Origin of the sequence: Kitasatospora sp. NPDC051853 (assembly GCF_044452665.1) — a bacterium.
In the GTDB taxonomy this organism is placed as follows: domain Bacteria; phylum Actinomycetota; class Actinomycetes; order Streptomycetales; family Streptomycetaceae; genus Kitasatospora.
On the sequence record NZ_JBITBY010000010.1, the window covers coordinates 180,863 to 204,888 of the forward strand.

Annotated in this window: 17 protein-coding genes and 1 pseudogene; 4 read left to right on the forward strand and 14 right to left on the reverse strand. The window is 73.7% G+C overall.

Annotated features, from left to right (window positions below; translation table 11 throughout):
* Positions 1–80: 80 nt before the first annotated feature.
* The 4 genes from ACIA8O_RS27880 to ACIA8O_RS27895 form a co-directional block, all read right to left on the reverse strand.
* Positions 81–1,577: a glycosyltransferase family 39 protein gene (locus tag ACIA8O_RS27880; RefSeq protein WP_396296736.1), complete on the reverse strand. Its 1,497-nt coding sequence runs from the start codon at positions 1,575–1,577 to the stop codon at positions 81–83.
* Between the two features lie 93 nt (positions 1,578–1,670).
* The gene (locus ACIA8O_RS27885; protein ID WP_396296737.1) at positions 1,671–2,864 is read right to left on the reverse strand and encodes an acyltransferase family protein; all 1,194 of its coding nucleotides are present in this window, start codon (positions 2,862–2,864) and stop codon (positions 1,671–1,673) included.
* A 367-nt stretch (positions 2,865–3,231) separates the two neighbouring features.
* Positions 3,232–3,930, reverse strand: coding sequence for a LuxR C-terminal-related transcriptional regulator (locus tag ACIA8O_RS27890; protein ID WP_396296738.1), 699 nt, complete (start codon positions 3,928–3,930; stop codon positions 3,232–3,234).
* Positions 3,923–5,365, reverse strand: coding sequence for a PspC domain-containing protein (locus ACIA8O_RS27895; RefSeq protein ID WP_396296739.1), 1,443 nt, complete (start codon positions 5,363–5,365; stop codon positions 3,923–3,925). Before ACIA8O_RS27895 ends, ACIA8O_RS27890 begins: the two co-directional genes overlap by 8 nt.
* A gap of 134 nt (positions 5,366–5,499) precedes the next feature.
* Here ACIA8O_RS27895 and ACIA8O_RS27900 point away from each other — a divergent pair, with 134 nt between their 5' ends.
* Entirely contained in the window at positions 5,500–7,017 is a 1,518-nt protein-coding gene (locus ACIA8O_RS27900) for a PspC domain-containing protein (protein ID WP_396296740.1), read from the forward strand.
* Positions 7,014–7,265: a hypothetical protein gene (locus ACIA8O_RS27905; protein ID WP_396296741.1), complete on the forward strand. Its 252-nt coding sequence runs from the start codon at positions 7,014–7,016 to the stop codon at positions 7,263–7,265. The genes ACIA8O_RS27900 and ACIA8O_RS27905 overlap by 4 nt, the downstream gene beginning before the upstream one ends.
* Positions 7,266–7,268: 3 nt before the next feature.
* Here ACIA8O_RS27905 and ACIA8O_RS27910 read toward each other — a convergent pair whose 3' ends face one another.
* The 8 genes and pseudogenes from ACIA8O_RS27910 to ACIA8O_RS27945 all read right to left on the reverse strand — a co-directional run bounded on the left by ACIA8O_RS27910 (position 7,269) and on the right by ACIA8O_RS27945 (position 18,592).
* Positions 7,269–7,754, reverse strand: coding sequence for a ubiquinol-cytochrome c reductase iron-sulfur subunit (locus tag ACIA8O_RS27910; RefSeq protein WP_396296917.1), 486 nt, complete (start codon positions 7,752–7,754; stop codon positions 7,269–7,271).
* A 33-nt stretch (positions 7,755–7,787) separates the two neighbouring features.
* Positions 7,788–8,315, reverse strand: a pseudogene (locus ACIA8O_RS27915) (DoxX family membrane protein); the annotation flags it as partial.
* Positions 8,316–8,479: 164 nt separating this feature from the next.
* Positions 8,480–10,075, reverse strand: a complete 1,596-nt coding sequence (gene guaA, locus ACIA8O_RS27920) for a glutamine-hydrolyzing GMP synthase (protein ID WP_396296742.1) — start codon at positions 10,073–10,075, stop codon at positions 8,480–8,482.
* A gap of 809 nt (positions 10,076–10,884) precedes the next feature.
* A complete protein-coding gene (locus ACIA8O_RS27925) occupies positions 10,885–12,369 on the reverse strand; it encodes a hypothetical protein (RefSeq protein ID WP_396296743.1) in 1,485 nt (494 codons plus the stop codon).
* Positions 12,370–12,444: 75 nt separating this feature from the next.
* The gene (locus ACIA8O_RS27930) at positions 12,445–14,211 is read right to left on the reverse strand and encodes a GMC oxidoreductase (protein WP_396296744.1); all 1,767 of its coding nucleotides are present in this window, start codon (positions 14,209–14,211) and stop codon (positions 12,445–12,447) included.
* A 28-nt stretch (positions 14,212–14,239) separates the two neighbouring features.
* A complete protein-coding gene (locus ACIA8O_RS27935; protein ID WP_396296745.1) occupies positions 14,240–15,859 on the reverse strand; it encodes a succinic semialdehyde dehydrogenase in 1,620 nt (539 codons plus the stop codon).
* Between the two features lie 74 nt (positions 15,860–15,933).
* A complete protein-coding gene (locus ACIA8O_RS27940) occupies positions 15,934–17,499 on the reverse strand; it encodes a serine/threonine-protein kinase (RefSeq protein WP_396296746.1) in 1,566 nt (521 codons plus the stop codon).
* Between the two features lie 55 nt (positions 17,500–17,554).
* On the reverse strand, positions 17,555–18,592 hold the full coding sequence (locus ACIA8O_RS27945; protein ID WP_396296747.1) for a hypothetical protein: 1,038 nt from the start codon (positions 18,590–18,592) through the stop codon (positions 17,555–17,557).
* Between the two features lie 290 nt (positions 18,593–18,882).
* On the opposite strand from ACIA8O_RS27945, the gene ACIA8O_RS27950 reads away from it, so the two are divergent.
* Positions 18,883–20,403, forward strand: a complete 1,521-nt coding sequence (locus ACIA8O_RS27950) for a phytoene desaturase family protein (RefSeq protein WP_396296918.1) — start codon at positions 18,883–18,885, stop codon at positions 20,401–20,403.
* Here the strand turns inward: ACIA8O_RS27950 and ACIA8O_RS27955 are convergent.
* The gene (locus tag ACIA8O_RS27955; protein WP_396296748.1) at positions 20,367–21,998 is read right to left on the reverse strand and encodes a serine/threonine-protein kinase; all 1,632 of its coding nucleotides are present in this window, start codon (positions 21,996–21,998) and stop codon (positions 20,367–20,369) included. The two genes, ACIA8O_RS27950 and ACIA8O_RS27955, sit on opposite strands and share 37 nt — an antisense overlap.
* 185 nt (positions 21,999–22,183) lie before the next feature.
* Here ACIA8O_RS27955 and ACIA8O_RS27960 point away from each other — a divergent pair, with 185 nt between their 5' ends.
* The gene (locus tag ACIA8O_RS27960) at positions 22,184–22,684 is read left to right on the forward strand and encodes a hypothetical protein (RefSeq protein ID WP_396296749.1); all 501 of its coding nucleotides are present in this window, start codon (positions 22,184–22,186) and stop codon (positions 22,682–22,684) included.
* A 58-nt stretch (positions 22,685–22,742) separates the two neighbouring features.
* On the opposite strand, the gene ACIA8O_RS27965 is transcribed toward ACIA8O_RS27960, so the two are convergent.
* Positions 22,743–23,864: a GuaB3 family IMP dehydrogenase-related protein gene (locus ACIA8O_RS27965; RefSeq protein WP_396296750.1), complete on the reverse strand. Its 1,122-nt coding sequence runs from the start codon at positions 23,862–23,864 to the stop codon at positions 22,743–22,745.
* Between the last annotated feature and the right edge of the window lie 162 nt (positions 23,865–24,026).

The window sequence follows — 24,026 nt, forward strand, 5'->3', positions numbered from 1 at the left end:
CGTCCCAACCGGAATGGGCCCGGCCGGTGAACTCCGCCGGAAGCGACCGGCGGAGTTCACCCGTTGTCCCCCGGAAGGACCTACTTGCGTTCCGACAGCGAGACGGTCAGACCGCGGACGTGCTTCACCTGGGTGACCTTGTACCCGGCCTTCAGGGCGTCCGCCTCGCCCTTCGGCAGGTCGGCGTACGGGTCGTCGCCCTCGCCGAGGGTGACCACCCAGACCCGGTTGACCCCGTTGAGGCAGGAGGCCGGCTGCGGGCAGGCGTCGGCGTAGAGGTCGTCCTTCTGCAGCGCGGTCTTGGCCGCGAAGACGTCCTTGAGCTCGACCTTGTCCGGCAGGTAGTAGTCGATCTCCAGGTCGGTCATCGCCCAGGACTTCTCGCCGCGGACCGGCGCGAAGCCGTCGCCCGGCTTGTAGCCGTCCGCGATGATCTTCGCGGCGGCCTTGCCGTTGGTGTGCTCGTGCGCCGTGACGGTGCGCAGCTTCTCCTGGTCCGGCAGGCCGATCAGCGCGACGAACACCAGGCCGACCACGCCGAGGAAGCGCGGCTGGATCTTCCCGAGCCCGGCACCGGCCAGGATCGCCCAGGCGGGCACGGTGTAGAGCTGGTAGCGGTCGAAGAAGTACGCGGTCTGGCCCTGCGAGATGAACCAGGTGAGCAGGATCGGCAGCGCCGCCATCAGGCCGATCTCGAAGGCCGGGCGGCGGCCCTTGGCCCAGCCGGCCGGGATCGCGGCCAGTGCCAGCACGCAGGCGCTGACCAGGGCCGAGCCGAACATGTTGTGCCAGTAGTCGACGAAGGTGTTCAGGTCCGGCGCGGGCAGCCAGCCGATCTGCCGCTTGGCCTGCTCACGGCCGAGCAGCACCAGCGGGATCATGGGCAGCATGGCGACCGCCACCGCGACCGGGAAGCCGAACAGCAGGCCCTTGCGGCGCTCCTTCCACCAGTGCGTGGCGACCACCACGGTGTGGGCGGAGAGGAAGACCAGCGAGACCATGTGGAACAGCCCGGCCGCCGACACCGACACCGCGTACGGCAGCCAGCGCAGCCAGGTCGGCCGCTCCAGCGCCCGGTAGAGGAACCAGGTGGCGGCCGCCACCGCGAGTATCACGAAGGCGTAGGAGCGGGCCTCCTGGGCGTACCGGGAGACCGTCGGCAGCACCGCGAAGAGCAGGCCTGCGATCAGCCCCGACCGCAGGCCGAACAGCCGGCGCGCGGTCAGCGAGACGAAGACCACCGCACCGGTCAGCGCGAGTGCCGAAGGCAGCCGGAGTGCCGTCGGGGAGTCCCCGAAGAGGCCCACCCAGCCGTGCATCAGCAAGTAGTAGGCGCCGGAGACGGCGTCCACGTGCTGCAACATCTCCAGCAGGTCACCCGTGCTGCGGGTGGCCGCGCTCCAGGTCGCGTACTCGTCGCGCCAGGGCTGCGGACGCCAGCTCCCCCTGATACCGAGGAAGAGCGTGAGCAGGGCCGGCCAGAGCCAGACCGTGCGGTTGAGCAGCACCTGGATGCGGGCCTGCTGCGGCCGGCCGCGGTGCGGCTCGCCGGAGGTCCGGTCCTGACGATCGGTCACGGAAGCCGGGGGGGTGGCGGTCATCAAGAGTCTCTCTGGCTCACTGACGTGGATCGGATGGGAACAATGTGTCGATCGGGCCCGACCGGTCGGTCATCCCTTGCGGCGCCGCGCACCGCCCGGCGCCTCGTCGGCACGGACCTGGGCGAACGAGGCATCCATCTTCCGCTTCATCAGCGGGGCGAGCGGACGCTCCACCAGACGGTGCACCAGGTAGGCCGCGAACAGCATGACTGCGGTCACCACCGCGAGCGTCGGGTACGGGTCCAGGTGCGGCCGGATCCGGGTGATCAGCTGCCACCCGATCTCCTGGTGCAGCAGGTAGACGGGGTAGGTGAGGGCACCCGCCACCGTCAGCCACTTCCACTGGATCCGGTCGAAGACGCCGAGCGCGGCGGCGATCACCACAGCGAAGGCGATGGTGGTGCAGGCCAGGGTGAGCGACCAGGAGAGCCTGTGCTCGGCACCGTACTCGTAGCCGCCGACCACGCCGCGCAAGCTGTCCTGGGCCATCAGCCAGCAGAATCCGACGATGCCCCAGAGCAGCAGGTTGGCGCCGAAGCGGTACATCAGGAAGATCGCGATGCCGGCGATGAAGTACCAGGCGTAGACGGGCTGGACGATCGCGGTCAGCAGCGGGATGTTCACCTGCGCGGCCAGCAGCGCGAAGACGCCCCAGATCCCGCAGAACGCCAGCACCCGGCGGTAGGTCAGGCCGATCGCCACCATGATGCCGAACAGCAGGTAGAACCGGAGCTCCGCCCAGAGGGTCCAGTAGACCGGGTCCAGGTTGTCCACCCCGAGCGGCATGTTGACCATGCTCAGGTTGGTCAGGATCCGCGACAGCGTCGGGCGGTGCGTGTTGTCGCCCCAGATGGTCGGCACCACCAGCAGGCAGGCCGCCGTGGCCAACACGCAGACCCAGTATGCGGGGAACAGCCGTACCACCCGGGAGGTGACGAAGTCACCGACCGAGCGACCCCAGCAGGACATGCAGATGACGAAACCGCTGATCAGGAAGAACAGCTCGACACCGGTCCAGCTGTACGCACCGACCAGGTGCGCGGTCGGCATCAGCTCGCTCGGCTTGCCGTGCCAGACGGCCGGGAACCGCTCGACGCCGACCCAGTGCCACATCACGACGCCGAGGGCGGCGATCAGCCGGAGGCCGTCGAGCACGTACAGGCGCGGACGCTTGACGGGCGCGGGGGCCTCCGGGGCGGTGGTCCGGTCGGATGCGTGGACAGCGATCTGCCGGTCGTCCGACGCGGACGTGATGGATGACATCGATGCGACTCTCAGGTCCGGGAGGTATTGGACTCTCCACCGCGGCCGGCCGGAAAACGGCATGCCCGTTGGGAACGCCGCAACCCTACAGACCGCTTGAGAGGATTATGAACCTACGTACCCAACTCGTCGGTCCGGCCCGGGCCGGTGACGCCGTCCGGCTGAGTGCCCGCCAGGACATCGGCGTCCGCCGCTCCAGCACTGGGCGGTGACCGCCTCCGGCCGGCCCGCCCGGGCCACCTCCGGCCCTCCCGGCGCCCGGGCCGCCCCCGGGTCTCGGCCCCGCCGACCCCCCTGGCCTGCCCACCCGGCCCCCGGGGCGCTGCCCGGAGCAGCTCCGGGGGGGCCGGTTCGTGGCCGTACGGGTTCAGACCAGCCGGCGCGCGGTGGCCCAGCGGGTCAGTTCGTGACGGTTGCTCAGCTGGAGCTTGCGCAGCACCGCCGAGACGTGCGACTCCACCGTCTTCACCGAGATGAAGAGCTGCTTGGCGATCTCCTTGTACGCGTAGCCGCGGGCGATCAGCCGCAGCACCTCGCGCTCGCGCTGGGTCAGCCGGTCCAGGTCCTCGTCCACCGGCGGGGTGTCGGTGGCGGCGAAGGCGTCCAGCACGAAGCCGGCCAGCCGGGGCGAGAAGACCGCGTCGCCGTCGGCGATCCGGAAGACCGCGTTGACCAGGTCGGTGCCGGTGATGGTCTTGGTCACGTAGCCGCGGGCACCGCCGCGGATCACGCCGATCACGTCCTCGGCGGCGTCCGAGACCGAGAGCGCCAGGAAGCGGACCCCGTTCGGGTCGGACATCACCGGGGCGGAGCGCCGCAGCACCTCGACCCCGCCGCCGCCGGGCAGGTGGACGTCGAGCAGCACCACGTCCGGCCTGGTCTCGGCGACCACCCGGACCGCCGACTCGACGTCGTCGGCCTCCCCCACCACGTCGATGCCGGTCAGCTCGGTCCGGCCGATCTCGGCCCGGACCCCGGTGCGGAACATCCGGTGGTCGTCCACCAGCACCACCCGGGCCCGCCGCTCCGGCTCCGCCGCCCCCGTAGCCGACACTGCGTCAGTCATCTGCCCTCTCCATCTCCAGCTCGACCTCGGTCCCGCCGTCCGGCGCGGGCCGCACCTTGGCGGTGCCGCCGTTGCGCTTCATCCGGCCGATGATCGACTCCCGTACGCCCATCCGGTCCTCGGGCACGTCGTCCGGGTCGAAGCCGGGGCCGTGGTCACGGACGAAGACCGACACCGTCCGCCCCTCCACCTCGGCGTAGACCTGGACCGGCCCACCGCCACCGTACTTGGCGGCGTTGACCATCGCCTCCCTCGCGGCCTGCATCTGCGCCGAGATCCGCTCGTCCATCGGGCAGTCGCCGACGCAGACCAGCTCGACCGCGACCCCGTGCAGGTCCTCGACCTCGGCCACCACCGAGCGGATCCGCTCGGCCAGGGTGTCCGGCGCGGCCTCGGCGGCGGCCTCCGGGCGGTACAGCCAGAGCCTCAACTCCCGCTCCTGCGCCCGGGCCAGGCGCAGCACCTCCTTGGCGTCGTCGGCGTTGCGCTGGATCAGGGTGAGGGTGTGCAGCACCGAGTCGTGCACGTGCGCGGCGATCTCGGCCCGCTCCTGGGCCCGGATCCGGGCGGTCCGCTCGGCACCCAGGTCCTGCCACATCCGCAGCGCGTACGGGCCGACCAGCACCAGCACCCCGGCCAGCACCGCGAGCGAGGCCTCCACCACCGAGGCGATGGTGGAGCCGTTGCCCTGCAGGATCAGGAAGGCCACCGTGCCGGCCACCACCAGCAGCACCCCGGCGCCGATCCTGGTGTACGCGGCCCGCCGCCGGGTGCCCTCCTCGATGCCGAACCAGCGCTGCCAGCGGGAGTCGTCGGCCTGCCGCCAGACCAGCGCGACGCCGACCCCGATGGTGAGCAGCGGCCAGACGTACGGCTTGGCCGGCTGGATGTTCAGCGCGCTGAGCAGCGCCATGATGCCGACCACCAGGCCGAGCAGCGCGAAGACCTGGCCGAGCCCGCCGCGCGGGGCGGCACCGGTCCGCTCCTCGGCCGCCCCGGCCTGCACCGCCGCCTCGCCGTGGAAGGTGCGCTGGAGCAGCTCGCGCAGCCGCCCGAGCCGGGCCGGCCGCCCCTTCCTCAGCTCCTCGCCGCCGACCACCGCGTCGGCCGGCACGAAGCGGCCGTTGACGTACAGCCAGCGCGGCCCGCCGCCGGCCGGCTCGCCGATGCCGATCGGCACCACGAACCAGAACGCCGCGTACAGCAGCACCCCGATGCCCTGGGCGAAGAACAGCAGCACGAAGGCGACCCGTACCCAGGTCACCGGCAGCCCGAGGTGGACCGCCAGGCCGTGCGCGACCCCGCCGAGGATCCGGCCGTGCCGGCTGCGGTAGAGGCGCCGGTACGGCGGGCGTTCGACGTCGCCGTCACCTGACCCGCCGTCAGCGGGGTAGGGGCCGTCGAGGGCTCTGGGATCGGTACCGGGGGCTGCCACGCCCCGAATGGTCACACGCGCGCGCCCCCGCGCGCATCAGGGTGCCACCCCGAACCCGTCTCAGGGACAGATCAGGGTCCGCACCGGGCCCGCACCGGTTGGGCTGCGGCCGCACAAGGACCAGGATGTGGGGCATGACCGACGAGCAGACCACCGTGCCGGGGCCCGACGCCCCCACCGGGCCGGAGCAGCCGCCCCGCCCGCCGCTCACCCGGAGCGAGAGGCACCGGGTGGTGGCCGGCGTGTGCGGAGGCCTGGGCCGCCACCTGGACATCGACCCGGTGGTGTTCCGCGTGGTCACGGCGGTGCTCTGCCTCTCCGGCGGACTCGGCCTCTTCCTGTACGGCCTGGCCTGGCTGATCGTGCCGCGCGAGCCGGAGTCCGGCCAGGCCGGCCGGACCGAGCTGCAGCGCGTGCTGACCGGCCGGGTGGACGGCCAGTCGATCGGCGCGGTGCTGCTCACCGTGATCGGCACCGGTGTCTTCTTCTCCTCGATGGGCGACGGCGACCAGCTCTTCCCGATCCTGCTGCTCGGCGGCCTGGTGCTGCTGGCGGTCCGGTACGACCCGGAGCGCCGCCGCCACCCCCGCCGGCGCGGCCGCCGCCGGGGCCGCGGCGGCCCGTACGACCGGCTGACCGACGAGACCGGTCACCCGTACGACGCCACCGGCGCCGCGCCCGGCTGGCGCACCGTCAACGACCCGTCCGGGGACCGCTCCTGGTGGGACCAGGCCGAGCAGCAGGTGAAGGAGGCCTGGCAGACCCACGAGGAGACGGTGCGCACCGCCTTCGCCCACGCCCGGCACACCCCCCCGGCCCACCCCGACACCCCGCCGGCCGGCCCGAGCGGCTACCTCTGGGACCCGCGCCACCCGGAGCGCAACCCGTACGGCGCCACGCCCCCGCCCGGCGCCCCGGCCCGGCCCTGGTGGCAGCGGACCGACCTGCCGGAGGGCGACCCGCTGCGCAAGGCCGACGCCTCCCCCGAGGAGCCGCCGCTGCCGCCCGCCCACCCCTTCGCCCCGGACCGGGCGGTCCGCCGGGGGCCGAACGTGCTGCCGCTGCTGGGCCTGCTGATGGCCGCCGCGGGCGGTGCGCTGGCCTGGTGGGTGACGGAGCGTCAGGGCGGGATGGTACTGCTCTCCACCGTGCTGGCCGCCGCGCTGGCCGGGCTCGGGCTGGCCCTGCTGATCGGCGCCAAGTTCGGCCGGGCCCGCGGCCTGGCCGTACCCGCGGCGCTGCTGGTGGTCCTGCTGACCGCCACCACCGGCTCGGACTTCAAGCTGGCGAGCAGTGCCGGGGACCGCTACTGGGCGCCCACCTCGGTGGCCGAGGTGAAGCCCGAGTACACCCTGGGCCTGGGCGACCTGAAGCTCGACCTCACCGACTTCGACCCCGCGGGCACCACCGTGACCACCTCGGCCAAGCTCGGCGCCGGCGACATGCGGGTGACCGTGCCGGGCGACGTGGAGGTCCGGCTGACCCTGACCAACGGCCTGGGCGAGATCCAGGTCACCGACCGCCACCTGTCCGCCGGGGCAGGCAACCACGTGGAGTACCAGTTGCACCCGACCAACGGCCGGCCGTCCCGGGGGACGCTCGACCTCACCCTGTCCGTGGGCCTCGGCGACCTCCAGGTGGTGCAGTCGTGAGGAAGCACCCGCTCGACCCGTTCTCGCTGATCGCGGGCCTGCTCTTCGGCACCCTGGCGGTGCTCTGCCTGGTCGCCTCGCTGAACGGCCGGGAGGTGAGCGGGCGGGTGGTGCTGCCGCTGACCTTCCTGGTGCTGGGCGGGGCCGCGGTGATCGGCGCGGTCACGGCGATGACCCGCCGCTCCCGGGAGCTGCGCCGGATCCGCACGGCCCGGGAGGCCCCGGAGGTCCGCTCCTCCTCCGACTGACCGTCAGGCCTTCTGCTGCGCGCCCAGCTCCAGCTGGTCGCCCTTCTTGGTGACCGCGAACTTCGGCAGCGGCTTGGTGGCCGGCCCGTTGAGCACCGCCCCGGTGGTGGCGTCGAAGCGGGAGCCGTGGCACGGGCAGTACATCTGGTTGTCCTTCGGGGCGTCCACCGCGCAGCCCGAGTGGGTGCAGATCGAGGAGAAGGCGCAGTACTGGCCGGCCTTGGGCTGCACCACGTAGAGCGCGTCCCCGGTGGCCGGGTCCTTGACCTTGGCCGATCCGCCCACCGGCACCGAGGCGGCGGGCACCGTGACCCCGGCGCCCCCGGACGCACTCGCGGACGCACCTGCGGACGGGCTCCCCGAGCCGGTCGGCAGCGGCGCGGGCGCGGCCGCGGTGGCGGGCAGCTCGTCCCGCCCGAAGGTGGCGGTCAGCGAGCCGGCCAGCAGCCCGGCCCCGCCGAGCGCGACCGCCGCGATCCCCCCGTCCACCAGCGCCCGGCGGCCGACCTGGTCCTCCGTCAGGCCCCGGCGCCGGTCCCGCCCGGCCCGGGCGGCCAGGTAGCCGTCCACCGAGAGGTAGGGGGTGCCGGCCAGCAGCAGCGGGGTCCAGGCCATCAGGTACGCCAGGTCGTTGCCGTAGTAGTACGGGGACGTGTTCCAGCTGACGGTGAGCCACAGGCTCAGGCTGAGCGCCGCGCCGCCGGCCGCGGCCAGCCGCCCCCAGAGGCCGAAGAGCGTGCCGAGGCCGACCGCCAGCTCGCCGAAGGCGATGGCCAGCGCGGAGAAGGTGGGCGCGTCCAGCGCCGGGCCGAGCGCCCAGCCGATCGGGCTGCTCGCCTTGGCGGCGGTGGTCTGCGCGACGAAGGAGGCGCTGTCCGCCGCCCCGGCCAGGAAGTGCGGGTCGGCCAGTTTGTCCAGGGCGGCGTAGACGAAGGTCACCCCGAGGAACAGCCGGAGCGGCAGCAGCGCGTACCGGGTCGCCAACTCCCGGCGCTGGGCTGCCCGTTCGGCTCTGCCCGGACGTTCCGGCCCGCTCAGCCCCACCGCCATCGCCGACACCCTTCGCTCACGGCCCGTCAACTCCTGACGGGTCCGGTCCGATTCTGCCCGCTGCGGGCCCGATTCGGGGGCACGGCCCCCTGGAGCAAACGACCGCGCCGCCGCCCCCGATGCGGTCGGGGGCGGCGGCGCGGTCGTTCAACCGAGGCGGGAGGTCACTCCCACTCGATGGTGCCCGGCGGCTTGCTGGTGCAGTCCAGCACGACGCGGTTGACGTCCTTGACCTCGTTGGTGATCCGGGTGGAGATCCGGGCCAGGGTCTCGTACGGCAGGCGCGACCAGTCGGCCGTCATGGCGTCCTCGGAGGAGACCGGACGGAGCACGATCGGGTGGCCGTAGGTGCGGCCGTCGCCCTGCACGCCGACCGAGCGGACGTCGGCCAGCAGCACCACGGGGCACTGCCAGATCTCGCGGTCCAGGCCGGCCTTGGTGAGCTCCTCGCGGGCGATGGCGTCCGCGTCGCGGAGCAGGTCCAGGCGCTCCTTGGTGACCTCGCCGACGATCCGGATGCCCAGGCCCGGGCCCGGGAACGGCTGCCGCTGGACGATCTCCTCCGGCAGGCCGAGCTCCTGGCCGACCATCCGGACCTCGTCCTTGAACAGCTGGCGCAGCGGCTCGATGAGCTTGAACTGCAGGTCCTCGGGGAGGCCGCCGACGTTGTGGTGCGACTTGATGTTCGCGGTGCCGGTGCCGCCGCCGGACTCGACCACGTCCGGGTAGAGGGTGCCCTGGACGAGGAACTCGACCTCCTCGCCGTGCTCACCCGCCTCGGCGATGATCTCGGCCTGGGCCTGCTCGAAGACCCGGATGAACTCCCGGCCGATGATCTTGCGCTTCTCCTCGGGGTCGGTGACCCCGGCCAGCGCGGTCAGGAAGCGCTCCTGGGCGTCGACCACCTTGAGCTGGATGCCGGTGGCGGCGACGAAGTCCTTCTCGACCTGCTCGGTCTCGCCCTTGCGCATCAGACCGTGGTCCACGTACACGCAGGTGAGCTGGGAGCCGATGGCCCGCTGCACCAGCGCGGCCGCGACGGCCGAGTCCACGCCGCCGGAGAGGCCGCAGATGGCGCGCTTGGTGCCGACCTGCTCGCGGATCGCGTTGACCTGCTCCTCCACCACGTTGGTGGTGGTCCAGGTCGGGGCGATGCCCGCGCCGCGGTAGAGGAAGTGCTCGAGGATCTGCTGACCGTGGGTCGAGTGCAGCACCTCGGGGTGGTACTGGACGCCGTAGAGCTTGCGCTCGTCGTCCTCGAAGGCGGCGACCGGCACCACGTCGGTGGAGGCGGTGACGGTGAAGCCCTCGGGGGCGGCGGAGCAGGCGTCGCCGTGCGACATCCACACCGACTGCTCGGCCGGGGTGCCCTCGAACAGGGTGGAGCCGGACTTGGAGACGTGCAGCGGAGTGCGGCCGTACTCGCGGGCACCGGAGTTGTCCACGGTGCCGCCGAGGGTGATGGCCATCAGCTGGAAGCCGTAGCACATGCCGAAGACCGGGACGCCGGCCTCGAAGATCGCACGGTCCAGGCGGGGCGCGCCCTCCTCGTAGACCGAGGACGGGCCACCGGAGAGGATGATCGCCTTCGGGTTCTTGGCGAGCATCTCGGCCACCGGCATGGTGGACGGCACGATCTCGCTGTAGACCCGGGCCTCACGCACCCGACGGGCGATGAGCTGGGCGTACTGGGCGCCGAAGTCGACGACCAGCACGGTGTCGAGCTCGGCGGCGGACAGGTCGGGAGTAGCAGAGGACACAGACGGCCTTCCGGCAGTTATGTGGGGGTGTCGGAGCCGATTCTACCGGGCAGGGGGTCGGCGCCGTTTCACCCGCTTGCCCGGACCGCGGGCCGTGACCGGCGTCACGGCAGGATCGTTGCACCCATCGACCGCACCACGCGGGCCGCCCCGGCCAGGGGCGGGCCGGACGGCGCGGACACCGAACCATGCGCGTGGATCTCTCTTCAGTCCACCGGCGCGCGTGGCGCCGCCGCCCCCGAACGGGGCGGCCCGCCGTGGGACCGTGCGCGGGTGGGAGTGGCCGGACCGGCAGGGGACAGCCGGGCCGGGCACGACTGAAAAACGGTGAAGGAGGTGCGGCGGGCGACTCCCGGGACGCCGGGGACGGCCGCCGTACCTCCGCACGCCCGTCCCGGCGTGCCAGTACTACGGACAGTAGTCGACCAACGGGTCGGTAACCACCGGCGTTCGACCGTCTCCGAACCGTCGGACAGGGTACGCCCGCCCCGGAAAGTACGCGCCGGACTGTACCGAACTGCGTCGAACCGGTTGCAGAGCCGGGGCTCCGTCCAGCACGATGCTGGATGTGGAGGTCGCCCCGACGCCAGCCGGATGATCACGCTCCGTCATGGCCGACCGCTCCGCACCCATGACCATCTCTCCGAGACGGCGCTCATCCCCCGGCGCCGTCACCCAGCACCGGCGCCGCCCTGACGCCGCGTGCTGAACGACAAAGGGCCCCGTTCCCCCGCGGGGCCCTTTGCCCGTTCCGGCACCGCCGTCCGGCACCGCCCCGTTCGGCGCCGCCCGGTCCGGCACCGCCCGGTTCAGCGCTTCCCGAAGTCCAGCACCTCGCCGCCCTGCGGCGGCAGGTACCCGGAGGCGGTCAGCTCCAGCCCCGTCGGGTCGTCCTCCGCCGGGCCCGGCCCGGCCGGCGGGGCCGGTGCCGCCGGCCGGTCGCGCCCGCCGAGGCGGTCGAGCAGTTCGGGCACCGCCACCACGCCCAGCCCCACCAGCACCAGATGGACCACCAGCAGCGGGGGCAGGTCGAACCCGGTGGTGGACAGCACGACGGACTCCGCCGATTCGCCGACGGCGGGCACCATCCGGTAGACCGTCTCGTAGCGCAGCCCGGCCACCGCCGTCAGCAGGGCGAGGCCGGCCCAGAGCAGCCCGGCCGCCCGCAGCCGGACCGGCCTGGCCAGGGCGCGCGCCGACCGGGCGAGCAGCAGCACCGCGGCCAGCGCCACCAGCGGGGTCAGCAGCCACAGGTCGGACAGGCCCTCCAGGTCGAAGAGCGAGACCGCCCGGTCCTCCCCCTGCCGTCCGGCCTCGTCGACGTAGGGGCTGCTGAACGCGGAGCGCAGCCCGGCGCCCCCTCCGAAGGCGAGCAGGGCGAGACCGAGGTTGGGCAGCACCAGCAGGCCGGCCGACGCCGTGCGCAGCGGCACCTGGGTGGCGAGCACGACCAGCGCCACCACCGAGGACAGGCCCACCGCCGAGGCCGCGCCCCGGGCCGCGGCCGGCACCGCCGCCGACCAGAGCGGGGCCCGCTCGCGCAAGGCCGGAGCACCCCAGCAGACCCAGCCGCCGACCAGGGCCGCCAGCACGGCGGTGCCCGCCATCGGCCCGAGCAGGCCCGGCGTCACCACCGTCCGCAGACCGGCCGGGGCCAGGCCGTCCGTGCCGGAGGCCGTCCGGTCGAGCCCGGAGGCCAGTGCGAGCAGGCCGCTCGCCGGCACGGCCAGCAGCCCCGCGCGGACCGCCTGACGGACCGTCGGCCCGGCCCAGCGGCGCAGCCCGAAGGCGAACAGCAGCGCCCAGAGCACCGTGCCGGTCAGCGGCACCAGGCGGACGACCAGTGCGGTCTCCGACGGGCCGGAGCTGCCGATCGAGCTCAGCGACCCGCCGAACGCGGTGAGCGCGGCGGCCAGCCCCACGCCGTACCGGTCCGACGGGCCCGTGACCCCGAAGCCGGTCCCGACCGCCGGGTCGTCCAGGCCGGCCAGGGCGACGGCGGCCAGCAGGCCGAACAGCAGGAGCAGTCCGGTGGTGGCGGCCACCACCCGGAGCACGGGCAGCCAGCCCGGACCGGTCACCAGCTCCAGGGCGTCGTCCCACCGGCGGGGCGCCACCTCCCGGCCGCCGCCCCAGCGCCCCGGGGGGCCGGGTTCCTGACGGCCGCCCTCGAACTCCACCTCGCCGATCGCCGGTCCGGTGTCCGGCGCGGCCGCGGCGAAGGCGGCCCCGCAGGCGGCACAGTGTGCCGTCCCCATCGCCGAGGCCGCCCCGCAGGTCGTGCAGATCGCCATCTCGCCCCCTCTTCGAGGGGGTTTATCCCACCGGCGCTGACGGGGTGTCAACCGTGCCGGGCCGACCCGGTTCGCTCACGAGCGCTTCTTCGGCACCTCCGGCACCGGCAGCAGCAGTTCGCCGAAGGCACCCTTCGGCACCGCGGGCGCGGCCGGGGCGACGGCCGTCACCCGGCGGTAGGCCTCGCCCTGCTCCGGGCGCGGGTCGGCCTCGCCCTTGTTCGGCCACATCGACATGGCCCGCTCGGCCTGCGCGGTGATGGTGAGCGAGGGGTTGACCCCGAGGTTGGCGGAGACCGCCGAGCCGTCGACCACGCTGATCCCGGGGTGGCCGAAGAGGCGGTGGTACGGGTCGACCACCCCTTCCTCCGGGCGGTCCGAGATCGGGCAGCCGCCGAGGAAGTGCGCGGTCATCGGGATGTCGAAGATCTCGCCGACCGAGCTCCCGGCGAAGCCGTTGATGGAGGCGGCCAGCGCGTTGGCGCCCTGCTCGGCGGCCGGGATCCAGGTGGGGTTGGGCGCGCCGTGGCCCTGACGGGAGGTCAGCTTGCCCTTGCCGAGGCCGTCCTTCTTCAGCGAGACGGTGATCGAGTTGTCCAGCGACTGCATCACCAGGCCGATGATGGTCTTCTCCGACCAGCGGTGCTGGTTCATCGAGAGCGCGAAGATCCACGGGTGCCGGGCGGCGGTCACCGCGTAGCGCAGCCAGCGCGGCCCGCGGCCCTCGCCGCTGACCTGCTGCACCGAGAGGGCGCCCATCGCGTTGGAGCCCTTGCCGTAGCGGACGGGCTCGATGTGGGTGTTGGCGTCCGGGTGGATGGAGGAGGTGATCGCCACCCCCTTGGTGAAGTCGACGCGCTCGCCGTAGCGCCGGTCGGTGGTCGAGGCCCCCACCAGCGCCTCGGAGTTGGTGCGGGTGAGCTCGCCCAGCTTGGCGGAGATGCCGGGCAGGAAGCCCCGGTCGCGCATCCTGTGCAGCAGCGTCTGGGTGCCGTACGTCCCGGCCGCGACCACCACCTTGGCCGCGGTGATGGTCCGTGCGCCGGCCGCCACCCGGTCCCTGGAGCGGGAGTTGGTGCGCCGCACGTCCACCGCGAAGCCCTCGCCGTGGGGGCGCAGCCGCTCCACGGTGGTGAGCGGGTGGATCTCGGCGCCGTTGCGCTCGGCCAGGTAGAGGTAGTTCTCGGTGAGCATGTTCTTGGCGCCGTGGCGGCAGCCGGTCATGCACTCGCCGCACTCGGTGCAGGCCCGCCGCCGGGGCCCGGCCCCGCCGAAGTACGGGTCCTCGACCTCGGCGCCCGGGGAGACCTTGGCCTCGCCCTCGGCGTCCTTGCCGTCGCCGAAGAAGACGCCGACCGGGGCCATGTGGAAGGTGTCCGCGACGCCCATCCGCTCGGCGGCGTCCTTGAGGTGGACGTCGGAGGGGGTCATGGTCGGGTTCTCGCGGACCCCGAGCATCCGCTTGGCCTGGTCGTAGAAGGGCGCCAACTCCTCCTGCCAGTCGGTGATGTGGGCCCACTGGCGGTCCTGGAAGAACGGCTCCGGCGGCACGTACAGGGTGTTGGCGTAGTTCAGCGAGCCACCGCCGACCCCCGCGCCGGCCAGGATCAGCACGTTGGCCAGCAGGTGGATCCGCTGGATGCCGTACAGCCCGAGGGCGGGGGCCCAGAGGTAGTTCTTCGTGTCCCAGGAGGTCTTCGGCAGCTCGTCCCGGCCGAACCGCCGGCCGGCCTCCAGTACCGCGACCTTGTAGCCCTTCTCGGTCAGCCGCAGCGCGGAGACCGACCCGCCGAAGCCCGACCCGACCACGACCACGTCGTAGTCGTACGCACCATCCGTCATGTGACTCACAACTCCCGGGAGGCAAGCACTACTTGAAGCGGAGCACCTTCAGCGCCTTGAGGCTGGTGGTGAACAGCGCGGCGAACTTCTCGTCGCTGAGCCCGAAGGACGGGCCGAGCGGCATCACCCGCTGGGTGGAGATGGTCTGCGCCTCGGTGTAGCGCAGGATGCCGTCCGAGCCGTGCCGGCGGCCGAGGCCCGAGTCGCCCATGCCGCCCATCGGGGCGGCCACCGAGCCGTACGCGGCGGCGTAGGCCTCGTTCACGTTGACGGTGCCGGTGTGCAGCCGGGCCGCGACCGCCCGGCCGCGCCGGGCGTCCCTGCTCCAGACGCTCGAATTGAGGCCGTACGGCGTGGAGTTGGCGGCCTCGACCGCCTCGTCCTCGGTGTCGAAGCGGTAGACCGAGACCACCGGGCCGAAGGTCTCCTCCTCGCACACCGCCATCTCGTGGGTGACCCCGTCCAGGACGGTCGGCTCGTAGAACAGCGGGCCCAGGTCCGGGCGGGCCCGGCCGCCCGTCAGCACGGTGGCCCCGGCCTTGACGGCCTCCTCCACGTGCCGGGTGACGGTCTCCAGCTGGCGCTCGGAGACCAGCGAGCCCATGTCGGCGCCGTAGGCCAGGCCGCCGCCGAGGCGCAGCGCGGCCGTCCGGGCCGTGAAGCGGGCGAGGAACTCCTCGGCCACCGAACGGTGCACGTAGATCCGCTCGATCGAGATGCAGAGCTGCCCGGCGGAGGAGAAGCAGGCCCGCACCGCGCCCTCGGCGGCCTTGTCCAGGTCGGCGTCCTCCAGCACCAACAGGGCGTTCTTCCCGCCGAGTTCGAGCGAGGCGCCGATCAGCCGGGCGGCGGCCCGCTGGGCCACGTCGCGGCCGGTGCGGGTGGAGCCGGTGAAGGAGACGTAGTCGGCGTGGGCAACCACCTCGGGGCCGACCACCGGGCCGTCGCCGATCACGATCTGCCAGAGGTCGGCGGGCAGTCCGGCCTCGATCAGCAGCTCGCGGGCCCACAGGGCGGTCAGCGCGGTCTGGGTGTCGGGCTTGTTGACCACCGCGTTGCCGGCCGCGAAGGCGGGCAGCGCGTCGCCGACGGAGAGCTCCAGCGGGTAGTTCCACGGCGAGATCTGGCCGACCACGCCCTTGGGGCGGCGGGCCTCCACGGTGTGGGTGAGCACCGGCACGGCGCCGCCGCGGCGGCGGTCGCGCAGGTACGAGGCGGTCTTGCGGCCGTAGTGACGGGCGGCCAGCGCGGCGGCCAGCACCTCCTCGAAGGCGTGCAGCCGGGCCTTGCCGGTCTCCGCCTGGATGAGGTCGAGCACCTCGTCCTGACGCTTCAGCAGCAGGTCGTGGAAGCGCAGCAGCACGCCCTGCCGGTGGCGCACCGGCAGCGCGGCCCAGGTCTTCTGGGCCCGCCGGGCCAGCTGGTAGGCGACCTCGACGTCGGCCGGGGTGGAGCGCGGCAGGGTCGCCAGGCGCTCGCCGGTGAGCGGGGCGGTGGTGTGCACCAGGTCGGGCTCGCCGGTGGCGGTGACGCCCTTGGCCAGCCGGGCGACCAGCGCGGCCGGCACCGCCGAGGCGACGGTGCGGGCCGAGCCGGGGGCCGCGGGGTTGCGTCCGGTGGTCTGTCGGGCTGCCGTGGTGTCCGTCATGGGCGCAGCCTAGGGCCTGCGCCCCGGCTTTGGTACCCGCCGGTAACAGAAAACACCCCGGGGGCGGGAGCGTGTCAGGAAGTACCGAAACCGTTGAGCACCGTGGTGTAGAGGCGCTGCCCGTCGGTCCACTCGGCCTCGGGGTACGAGACGTAGATCGCGTACGAGGTGCCCTTGTCGTCCCGGTACTCCACCTCGCGGGCGTGCCGGCGGCCGTCCTTGCCCAGGTAGCTGAACTCCCAGACCGCGCCCTCGTGCCCGTGCACGTCCACCTCGTCGAAGGCGACCCGCTTGTACTCCTTGAGGCTCTTGGAGACGGTGGCCTCCATCTCCTTGAAGTGCGCCAGCGGCCTCAGCGGCTGACCGACCGTCACGGCGAACTGCAGGTAGCGGTTGCGCTTGTCCGGCGAGTAGTAGATCTGGTTGTTCTCCACCGTCCGCTCCCAGGTGCCCGTGGTGGGCAGCAGGAAGCGGAAGCCGGCCGGGTCGTCCGCCCAGCGGAAGCCCTTGGGCGCGGGCGCCCCCGGGGTGACCGGAGCGGTCGGCGCGGCCGGGCCGGGCTCGCCGTTGCCCCGGACCACGGTCACCGCGTAGGTGCCCGCCCCGGCCAGCACCGCCACCAGCACCCCAGCCAGCAGCAGCCGGGGCCAGCGCCGCCGCTGCTTCGCGGCCGCCGCTGTCGCGGGCTCCGCCACCACCGTCACCGGCTCGGGGGCCTGGGCCGGCTCGGCCGCCTCGGCCCGGTCCACCACCGGCACGTTCTGGGTGGGCTCGGCCTGCGGCCGCTCCTGCGCCTGCGGCTTGATCGCCAGGGTGTGCCCGGACCGCACCTCGGCCAGCATCCGCATCGCCTGGTCCGCGCCCGGGCGCTCCGCCGGGTCCTTGGTCATCAGCGCGGCCAGCACCGGCCCCAGCGCCCCGGCCCGGCGGGGCTCCGGCAGCGGGTCCCCGACCACGGCGGCCAGCGTGGTGATCGGCGAGGTCCGGCGGAACGGCGAGTCCCCCTCCACCGCCGCGTACAGCGTCGCGCCCAGGCCCCACAGGTCGGAGGCCGGCCCCGGCCGCTCGCCCTGGGCCCGCTCCGGCGCCAGGTAGTCCGGCGAGCCCACCAGGTCCCCGGGGCGGGTCAGTTCGGTGGACCCCTCGAAGGTGGCGATGCCGAAGTCCAGCAGCACCACCCGGCCGGTGCCGTGCTCCAGCAGCACGTTGGCCGGCTTCACGTCCCGGTGCAGCACGCCGAGCTGGTGCCCCCGGTGCAGCGCGGCCAGCACCTGGCAGCCGACCTCGGCCGCCTCCCGCGGCGACAGCGTCCCGTCCTGGCTGATCACGTCGGCCAGCGAACGGCCGTCCACCAGCTCCATCACGATCCACGGCCGGCCGTCCTGCTCCAGCACGTCGTGGATGGTGATCACGCCCGGGTGCTTGATCCGGGCGGCCGCCCGGGCCTCCCGCTTCATCCGGGACTGGAGGATCTCCAGGTCCTCCTCCGGGAGGTGGCTGACCGTCAGCTCCTTGACCGCCACCTCGCGGTCCAGCATCTCGTCGCTGGCCCGCCAGACGGTCCCCATGCCGCCCCGGCCGAGCCGCTCACCGAGCCGGTATCTCCCCGCCAGCAGCCGCTGGCCGTCCTGCCCGTCCACAGCGACTGCTCCCCCCGTACCCAGGTGTTCGAATTCCGTACCTGCACAGGTTAGATCAGCCCGCGAACACGGCCACCGCCGCCACCGCCGCCACCATCAGCACCAGCACCCCGCCCACCAACAGCGAGCCCAGCACCGCGGGCGACACCCCCGACGACCGCCGCTCCACCTCCCCCGCCCGCCTGCGTTCCACCGGCCCCCGCCGACGGGCCGTCACCGCCCCGCCCCGGCGCACGGCCGGCAGCACCTGCGCCACCCGCTCCGGGTCGTACGGCTCCGGTGCCCCGATCAGGAACGCGGCCAGCCAGGGCCGCACCTGGCCCACCGTCAGCCGCCCGGCCAGCAGCCCGCCGACCACCCCCGCCAACGGTCCGCACCCGTCCAACGGCTCGTGCCGCCCGTCCCGCACCGCCGCCAGCAGCTCCCCCAGGTCCCGCTCCGGGTACGGCGCCCGGCCGGTCAACAGACGGTGCATCAGCACCCCCAGCGCCCAGGCGTCCCCCGCCGCCCCGCCGTACGGCGCCCAACGCTCCGCCCGCACCCCCAGCAGCACCGCCCTGGTCTCGTACACCCGGCGCTCCACCACCCCGCCGAGCTCCCGGCAGTACGCCTCCTGCACCGCCCCCAGCAGCAGCCCGCCGAGCATCGCCGCGCCGTCCTCGCAGACCAGCACCGACTCCGGCGTCACGTTCCCGTGCACCACCCCGCCCCGGTGCAGCTCCGCCAACGCCCGCGCCAGATCGGCCGCCAGCTCCGCCACCCGGTACGGCGACCACGGACGCTCCGTCAACTCCGAGAGCACGCTCCCCGACGGAGCCTCCTCCGCCACCCAGAGCCGACGCCCCTCCACGAAGGCCTCGAACCCGCGCAGCAGCCGCGGCCCGCCCGGCGCCCCGGCCAGCTCCCCCGCCACCCGCGCCGCCAACCCCTCCCAGGGCTGCGGCCGGTCCCAGTCCTCCTGGTCCAGCACTTCCGGCAGCGCGATCTCCACCAGCCGCACCGACTCGTCCCCCAGCACCCCCGCCAGGGCACCACCCATCGGACGGCCCGTCACCCGGTACCGCCCGCCGACCACATCCCCCGGGGCGTGCATGTGTCCTCCCTCGCCCGCCAGCGTACGCGGTGGCTCCGCTTCTGAGGACGCGAGGAACGTACGTGCTGTTCCCCGCGCAAGGACGTACGTGGTTACACCAGGGGCGCGAGGAACTGCGCGAACCGGAAGGCGGACCGGTGCCAGGTCGGGGCATGCGAGCCAGTCGCACGTGCTGCCGTTCCACCGCGCGCCCCGCGGCGGAGCCGCAGATCAGCAGGGCCCCGCGCCCCCGGCATCACCACGTACGTCCCGCCACGCACCCCGACAACCTGCCCGGCCGCCCCGTGCCTATGCTCGTCCCGTACCGGAAGGGGTGTCACCCAGTGGTAGCCGAAGTCGTCGTCGTGGGCAGCGGTCCGAACGGACTCGCCGCCGCCGTCACCCTCGCCCGCGCCGGCCTCCGGGTCGAGGTCCGCGAGGCGGCCGCCACCCCCGGCGGGGGCCTGCGCACGGAGCCCCTGTTCCGCCCCGACGTCGTCCACGACATCTGCGCCGCCGTCCACCCGATGGCCACCGCCTCCGCGTTCTTCCGCGCCTTCGACCTCCCCGCCCGCGGCGTCGACCTCCTCCGCCCCGAGATCAGCTACGCCCACCCCCTCTCCCCCGCCCGCGCCGCCCTCGCCCACCACAGCCTCGACGCCACCTGCGAGCGCCTCGGCCCCGACGGCCCCCGCTGGCGGGCCCTGATGGAGCCCCTGCTGAGGCACAGTCAGGGCCTGGTCGACTTCATGCTCTCCGGCCAGCGCGGCCTCCCCGCCGACCTCGCCGCACCCCTCCTCCTGGCCCGCGGCCTCCTCGCCCACGGCACTCCGCTCGCCGCGCACCGCTTCAGGACCCCCGAGGCCGCCGCCCTGCTCTCCGGCGTCGCCGCCCACGTGGTCGGCCCGATGCCCACCCCGTCCTCCGCCTCGGTGGCGCTGATGCTCGGTCACCTCGCCCACGCCGGCGGCTGGCCGGTGCCGCGCGGCGGCAGCGCCCGGATCGCCGAGGCGATGACCGCCGACCTGGTCGCGCACGGCGGCACCGTCACCACCGGGGCCCGCCTGGACGACCTGCGCGAACTACGCGGCGCCCGTGCCGTCCTGCTCGACCTCGGCCCCAAGGAGTTCCTCCGGGTGGCGGGCCCGCTCCTGCCCCCCGCCTACCGCCGCGCCCTCTCCCGGTTCCGCTACGGCCCGGGCGCCGCCAAGGTGGACTTCCTCGTCAACGGCCCGGTGCCGTGGGCCGATCCGCTGGTCGGCCGGGCCGGCACCATCCACCTGGGCGGTACCCAGCAGGAGGTCTTCGCACAGGAGAGCCTGGTCGCCAAGGGCCACCCCGGCGGCGCCCCGTTCGTCCTCGTGGTGGACCCGTCGGCCGCCGACCCCTCCCGGGTCGCCGCCGACGGCCACCGCCCGCTCTGGGCCTACGCCCACGTCCCGCACGGGGACCGCGCCGACCCTGCCGACGCGGTCACCGCCCGGATCGAGCAGTACGCCCCCGGCTTCGCGGAGACCGTGGTGGACCGCCGCTCGGTCAGCGCCGCCGCCCTGGAGGCGTACAACCCCAACTACGTCGGCGGCGACATCGCGGCCGGCGCCATGACCCTCCGTCAGTCACTGCTGCGCCCGGTGCCCGCCTGGGACCCGTACCGCACCCCGCTCAAGGGCGTCTACCTCTGCTCGGCGTCCACCCCGCCGGGGCCGGGCGTGCACGGCATGCCCGGCCTCCTGGCGGCCCGCTCGGCGCTGCGCCGGGAGTTCGGCATCCGCACCGCGCCCCGGCTGGCGCCGGATCAGGGAGCGGGCTGGAAGGAGTCGAAGGAGGCCTGACGGGCCTGCACCTGCTCGGGCGAGTTCCAGACCGACTCCGGGGCGATCCAGTAGATCGCGTAGCCGTACTTCCCGGTCACGAAGCCCCGGTTGAGCGCGTGCATCCGGACGCCGTCCTTGTCGTACGTCCACTCCCAGTCCGCCGAGTTGGTCCAGGACCGGAACGGCGCCGGGCGGGTGCCGAGGCTCTGGTAGCCGCGGAAGTTCGTCGGGCCGTCGGCGTCCGACTCCTGCCAGTCCTTCAGCGCGCTCGGCCCCGGGGTGTTCGTGTAGGCCACGATCAGGCTGACCCCGTTGCCCCGGAAGGCCTGCTGGGTCGCGCTCGCGGACTGCGGCTTGAGCGCCTCGGGCACCGAGACCGTGAAGCCCTGCGTGCCCTTCTGGCTCTGGTACCCGGCCGGAGCGGACGGCGGTGTCTGCGCGGCGGGGGTCTGGGCCGCCGGCGGCGTCTGCGTCGCGGTGGCCGTCACCGTGGCCGTGGCCGTCACGGTCGAGGTCGGCGCCGGGGTCTGCTGCTGGTTCTGCCCCTGGGCGGGCGGCGTCGGCGAGGGCGTCAGCTGCCCGCTGCTCGCCGGGAGCGCCGCCGGGTTCTGCGTCCCCCGGTCCTTCTCCCCCTCCGGCCAGAGCACCGCCCCGACCACCAGCGCCACCACCACGGCGACCGCCGCCGCGATCAGCAGCCACCGCTTGCGCGCCGCGTCCCCGTCCCCGCCCGCACCCGCCGGGACGGCCGGCCTGGCCACCACCGTGGTCGCCTCGGCCCGGGTGGTGGCCTCGGCGGCCACCCGGCGCAGCATGGCCCGGGCCTGGCCCGCGTCCATCCGCTGGGCCGGGTCCTTGTCCAGCAGCCCCTCGATCACCGGCCGCAGCAGCGGCCCGGCGTTCACCGGCGGCTCCAGGTCCTCGGTCATCACCGCCGTCAGGGTGGCCAGCGCCGAGCCGCGGTCGTACGGCGGCTTGCCCTCGGTCATCGCGTACAGCGTGCCGCCCAGCGACCAGAGGTCGGCCGGCGGCCCGGGCTTCTGCCCCTTGGCCCGCTCCGGGGATATGTACGAGGGCGCCCCGACCAGCATCCCGGTCGAGGTGATCGAGGTGTCACCCTCGACGCTGGCGATCCCGAAGTCGGTGAGCACCACCCGGCCGTCGTCGTCGACCAGCACGTTGGAGGGCTTCACGTCCCGGTGCAGGATGCCCAACTCGTGCGCCTCGCACAGGACTCCGAGCACCTCCAGGGCGATCTCGGCGGCCCGGGCCGGAGCCAGCGGGCCGTCCTCCTTGATCACCTCGGCCAGCGAACGGCCGCCGACCAGCTCCATCACGATCCACGGCCGGCCGTCCTCCTCGACCACGTCGAAGACGGTCACCGCCGCCGCGTGCCGGATCCGCGCGGTGGCCTTGGCCTCCCGCAGCGTCCGGGCGATCAGCCGGTGCCGGTCGGCCTCGTCCACGCCCTCCTGCATCCGCAGTTCCTTGACCGCGACCACCCGGCCGAGCATCTCGTCCTCGGCCCGCCAGACCGTACCCATCCCGCCCCGGCCGAGCACACCGGTCAACCGGTAGCGCCGCCCCAGCAGACGTCCGTCGGTCTCGGTCATCGCGATGTCCCCCAGGGTCCGGCAGCCAAGCCCCCATCATCTCGCGTCCACCCGACTCCGTGTCAGCCACCCCCGGCCACAAGCGCGTTCGTACCCGACCCGTGGCCGGAAACCACTGTCCCCGCCCACTTCCCCACTGCTACCGTTCGCCGTCGTTCACATCACCACCCCGGGGGACCCACACCATGAGCACCGACCTGCCCCAGCCCGCCCAGCCCGCCGAGCCGGCTCCGGCCGCCCAGCCGGCCGCCGACTTCCAGCCCCTTCCGACGGCTCCCGCCCCGGCCAAGGCCCCCGGCCTCGCCATCGCCGCCGCGGTCGGCGCCGCCCTGGTGGCCGGTCTGGCCTACGGCTTCCTGGCCAAGGCCATCGACCACGAGATCGGCTGGGCCGTCTTCGGCATCGCCGCCGCCGTCGGCGTCTGCCTGGCCAAGCTCGGCGGCCGCAACCAGGTGCTCCCGCCGGTCGGCGCGGTGCTCACCGCCCTCGGCCTGTTCCTCGGCCAGATGTTCGCCATCGCGCTCTTCGCGCACGAGGGCCTCGGCCTCTCGATGCTCGACCTGCTGGTCACCGAGGTCGACGTCACCTTCGACGTCTGGCGCGAGAGCCGGGACTTCATGGACCTGGTCTTCTACGCCATCGCCCTCTTCTTCGGCTTCAACTCCACCCAGCGCTTCGCCTCCTGACGGCACGCGGAAGGCCCCCGCTCCAGGCGGAGCGGGGGCCTTCCGTCATGACGTGCCGTCAGCGCTGGGCCGGGTTCACCGTCACCTCGACGCGCTGGAACTCCTTGAGCTCCGAGTACCCGGTGGTGGCCATCGCCCGGCGCAGCGCACCGAACAGGTTCATGGTGCCGTCCGGGGTGTACGACGGGCCGGAGAGGATCTCCGCCGTGGTGCCCACGGTGCCCAGGTCCACGCGCTTGCCGCGCGGCAGCTCCTCGTGCACCGCCTCCATGCCCCAGTGGAAGCCCTTGCCCGGAGCGTCGGTGGCCCGCGCCAGCGCCGCCCCGATCATCACCGCGTCGGCGCCGCAGGCGATCGCCTTCGCCAGGTCGCCGCTGTAGCCCACGCCACCGTCGGCGATCACGTGCACGTACCGGCCGCCCGACTCGTCCATGTAGTCCCGGCGGGCCGCCGCCACGTCCGCCACCGCGGTCGCCATCGGCACCTGGATGCCCAGCACGTTCCGGGTGGTGTGCGCGGCGCCACCGCCGAAGCCCACCAGCACGCCGGCCGCGCCGGTCCGCATCAGGTGCAGCGCGGCGGTGTAGGTGGCGCAGCCACCGACGATCACCGGCACGTCCAGCTCGTAGATGAACTGCTTCAGGTTCAGCGGCTCGGCCGCCCCCGACACGTGCTCCGCCGACACGGTGGTCCCGCGGATCACGAACACGTCCACGCCCGCGTCCACCACGGCCTTGGAGAACTCGGCGGTCCGCTGCGGCGACAGCGCCGCGGCCGTCACCACGCCCGAGTCACGGACCTCCTTGATCCGCTCCTTGATCAGCTCCGCCTTGATCGGCTCCGCGTAGATCTCCTGGAGCCGGCGGGTCGCCGCGGCCTCGTCCGTGATCGTCGCGATCTCGTCCAGCAGGGGCTGCGGGTCCTCGTACCGGGTCCACAGACCCTCCAGGTTCAGCACCCCGAGACCGCCCAGCTCACCGATGGCGATCGCCTGCGCGGGCGACACCACACTGTCCATCGGCGCCGCCAGGAACGGCAGCTCGAACCGGTAGGCGTCGATCTGCCAAGCGATCGAGACCTCCTTCGGGTCCCGCGTACGACGGCTGGGGACGACGGCGATGTCGTCGAAGGAGTACGCCCGCCGGCCGCGCTTGCCTCGCCCGATCTCGATCTCAGTCACTTCGAGCCCTTCCTGCACATGCTTTGCTGGTCGCCCCAGTATCCCGCACCGGGCCACACGGGCGCGCATGTGTCCGCCGCGGCCCCCGGCAGGGCAGACGCAAGGGGCGCGAGGAACTGCGCGGTCCGGGAGGCGGACCACCCGCAACTCGTGCTCCAAGAG